Origin of the sequence: Microbacterium sp., assembly GCF_049661145.1 — a bacterium.
GTDB lineage: Bacteria > Actinomycetota > Actinomycetes > Actinomycetales > Microbacteriaceae > Microbacterium.
This window is the reverse complement of record NZ_JBASZT010000433.1, coordinates 1-2,954: the sequence shown is the minus strand read 5'-3', so window position 1 is coordinate 2,954 and position 2,954 is coordinate 1. Positions and strand designations below refer to the sequence as shown.

The 2,954-nt window shown below is 70.6% G+C and carries 4 protein-coding genes; all 4 read right to left on the bottom strand.

What is annotated here, in order from left to right:
• Positions 1-51: 51 nt before the first annotated feature.
• Positions 52-894: a phosphonate ABC transporter, permease protein PhnE gene (gene phnE / locus WBP48_RS17790; RefSeq protein WP_424442075.1), complete on the bottom strand. Its 843-nt coding sequence runs from the start codon at positions 892-894 to the stop codon at positions 52-54.
• Positions 891-1,712 carry a phosphonate ABC transporter ATP-binding protein gene (phnC, locus tag WBP48_RS17785; protein WP_424442074.1) on the bottom strand — a complete coding sequence of 274 codons (822 nt, stop codon included), beginning with the start codon at positions 1,710-1,712 and terminating at the stop codon, positions 891-893. The genes phnE and phnC overlap by 4 nt, the downstream gene beginning before the upstream one ends.
• Positions 1,713-1,720: 8 nt before the next feature.
• Complete coding sequence (gene phnD / locus WBP48_RS17780; RefSeq protein WP_424442072.1) at positions 1,721-2,740, bottom strand: phosphate/phosphite/phosphonate ABC transporter substrate-binding protein; 1,020 nt, start codon at positions 2,738-2,740, stop codon at positions 1,721-1,723.
• Position 2,741: 1 nt separating this feature from the next.
• Positions 2,742-2,954, bottom strand: a 213-nt coding sequence (locus tag WBP48_RS17775) for a hypothetical protein (protein WP_424442071.1), incomplete at its 5' end; no start/stop codon positions are given.

Genomic DNA, 2,954 nt, shown 5'->3' with positions numbered 1-2,954 from the left:
GCGGCAGCGCGGGCGCGAGCGCGGAGGTGGCGCCGGCATCCATCGCCACGGTCATACCAGCCGCCTCCGCAACACGTTGGAGACGATCTCGATGAGGATCACGACGACGAGGATCTCCAGGATGATGACCGAGACGTCGTCGTACGCGTAGAACGCGCGCCGCTCGTCGAGGAGTCGCCCGATGCCGCCGGCGCCGACGATGCCGAGGATCGCCGAGATGCGCACGTTGAGCTCGAGCGTGTAGAGCCACTGATTGGCGAACAGCGGCCACGACTGCGGCAGCGCCGTCACGCGGTTGAGCTGCGCCTGCGTGCCGCCCGCGGCCCGGCCCGCCTCCAGGTAGGAGTGGTCGGCGGAGTCGATGGCCTCGGAGACGAGCTTGACGATGATGCCGAGGTCGAACAGGAACAGCGTGATGAGGCCGGGGAGCGCCCCGACTCCCACCATCGCGACGAGGATCGTGGCGTACACGAGGTCGGGGATCGCACGCACGATGTTGATGACGGCGCGCAACGCGCGACGCGTGAGCGCGTTCGGGTTGGTGGGCGCCGCCGCCCACAGCGTGAGCGGCACGGAGACGGCCGCCGCGGCCACGGCGCCGACGAGCGCCATCTGCAGCGTCTCGAGCATCGGACCGACGGTGCGCGGCAGGAACGCGAAATCCGGCTGGAACAGCCGCGCGAGAAGTCCCGACCCGTTGTCCCAGTTGCGGATGAGCGCGCCGAAGTCGGGGTCGATGCCGCCGATCGCGGGGATGCAGGTGGCCACCGTGAACGCGGCGAAGGCCGCGATCACAAGGGTCGTGCGCAGCCGGGTGCGGGGCTTGTCCGGCAGACGCAGCGCTCCGGCCCGGGCGGCCGGCTCGGTGCCGGCCGGGATGCTCGGCGTGCTCACTGCAACCGGTCCCCGGGCTGGATGGGGCGGCCGTAGATCTCCTCGAAGTCGCGTTCGGTCGCGCTCGCGGCCGGTCCGTCGTAGACGAGCTCGCCGCCGCGCAGGCCGATCATGCGGGTCGTGTAGGTGCGGGCGAGGTCCATCAGATGGATGTTGACGACGACCGTCAGGCCTTCGTTCTCGTTGACGCGCCGCAGGTCGTTCATGACGGCGTGGGCCGTCGGCGGGTCGAGGCTCGCGACGGGTTCGTCGGCGAGCATGACCGACGGCTCCTGCGTGAGAGCGCGGGCGATCGCGACGCGCTGCTTCTGACCGCCGGAGAGCTGGCCGGCGCGGACCCACACCTTCTCCAGCATCCCGACCGCGTCGAGCGATCGCAGCGCGAGCTCGCGGTCACGGGCCGTCGTGATGCCGAGCAGCGTGCGATAGGTGGGGGTGTGGGCGAAGCGCCCGACGAGCACGTTGCGGTAGACGTTCGTGCGGTCGGCGAGGTTGAACCCCTGGAAGATCATGCCGATGTGCCCGCGCAACCGCCGCAGCTGCCGCCCGCGCAGGCCGGTCACGGTGTGCGGGCCGACCGACACGGTGCCGCTCGTGGCGGGGACGAGCCCGTTGATCGTCCGGATGAGCGTGGACTTCCCGGAGCCGGACAGGCCGACGACCGAGACCATCTCGCCGGCGGCGACCTCCAGCGAGACGTTCTTCAGCGCCCGGGTGCCGCCCGGGTAGGTCACCGAGACGTCGTCGAGGCGAAGGGACCACGACGCGGAGGCCGGGGGGATCACCCCGGCCTCCGCGGGCCGCGATTCGGAGCGCATGCGTCCGCTCAGTTCGCGAACTGCTCGAGGATCTCGCCGTAGCGCGTGATCTCCTCGGGCGTCGTGTCGCTCGTCCAGTCCGACAGTCCCACGAGATCGAACATGACGGATGCCGCTTCGTCAGAGGAGTCCGCGTAGTCGTCCATGAGCGTCGTCAGCTGCTCGACGAGGTCGGCCGGCAGCGAGTTCGAGACCGCGACGCCACCGTTGGGGATCATGTCGCTGTACGCGAAGGCCACGACCTTGTCGGCGATGTCGGGCGCCTCCTCCGTGACGGTCGTACGGGCGTCCCAGTAGGCGAAGCCGACCTCGGCATCGCCGTTGTACACGGCGAGCACCGCGTTGTTGTTGCCTTCGACGGGTACCTGGGTGATGTCGGCATCCGTGTCGATGCCGGCCTCTCGCATCGCGACGACGGGGTACTGGTAGCCGGCCGGCGAGGTCGCCGCCTGCAGCGCGACCTTCGCGCCGTCGCCGATCTTCTCGAGCGCGTCGAGCCCGGCCGGCCCCTGGCCGGCGGCGGTCGAGCCCGCCTCCTCGATGCCGTTGCAGTACGACAGCTCGATGTCGCTGGCGGCGTACGTCGCGGTGACAGGGGCGTCGTCGCAGTACTTGTCGGGGTCGTTCGTGTATGCGACCGACGCGTACGAGGTCGCGCCGAAGCGCACGTCGCGCAGGATGAGCTGCGCGTCGTAGCGCTCGATCGCGTTGTAGAGCGAACCCGCGTCGGTGATGATCACCTGCGCCTGGTCGGTGCCCAGCGCCTCGACGGTCGCGGCGTAGTCGGAGGCCACGACCCCCTTGACCTCGATGCCGAGCCCGTCGGAGAGGTAGGCGGTCAGCGGGTCGAGCGCCTCGGCGAGGTCCTCGCCCTCGACCGACGGGACGAGCGAGATCGTGATCGACTCCGGCCAGTCGGCGGCGCCGTCGGACGAGGTCGGTGCCGGCGACGAGCTGCTGCTGCAGCCGGCGAGGGCGAGCACGGCGAGAGCCGCGACGCCCGTCGTGAGCAGAGGAGTGGTGCGCATGTCAGTGCTGCCTTTCTTCGGGGTGGGTGTGCTGTTCGTTGTCGATGGACGGTCGGGGCTGCTCTCCAGTGGCGGATGACGGGGAGGCGGATGCCGAGGCGATCCAGGCGTCGATCGCGTCGTACAGGTCGGCGAGGCTGGCGCCCTGCATCGTGATCGCTGTCCCGGCGGTCCCGGCGGTGCCGGCGCGGCCGGCGGTCGCGCCGACGAGCGC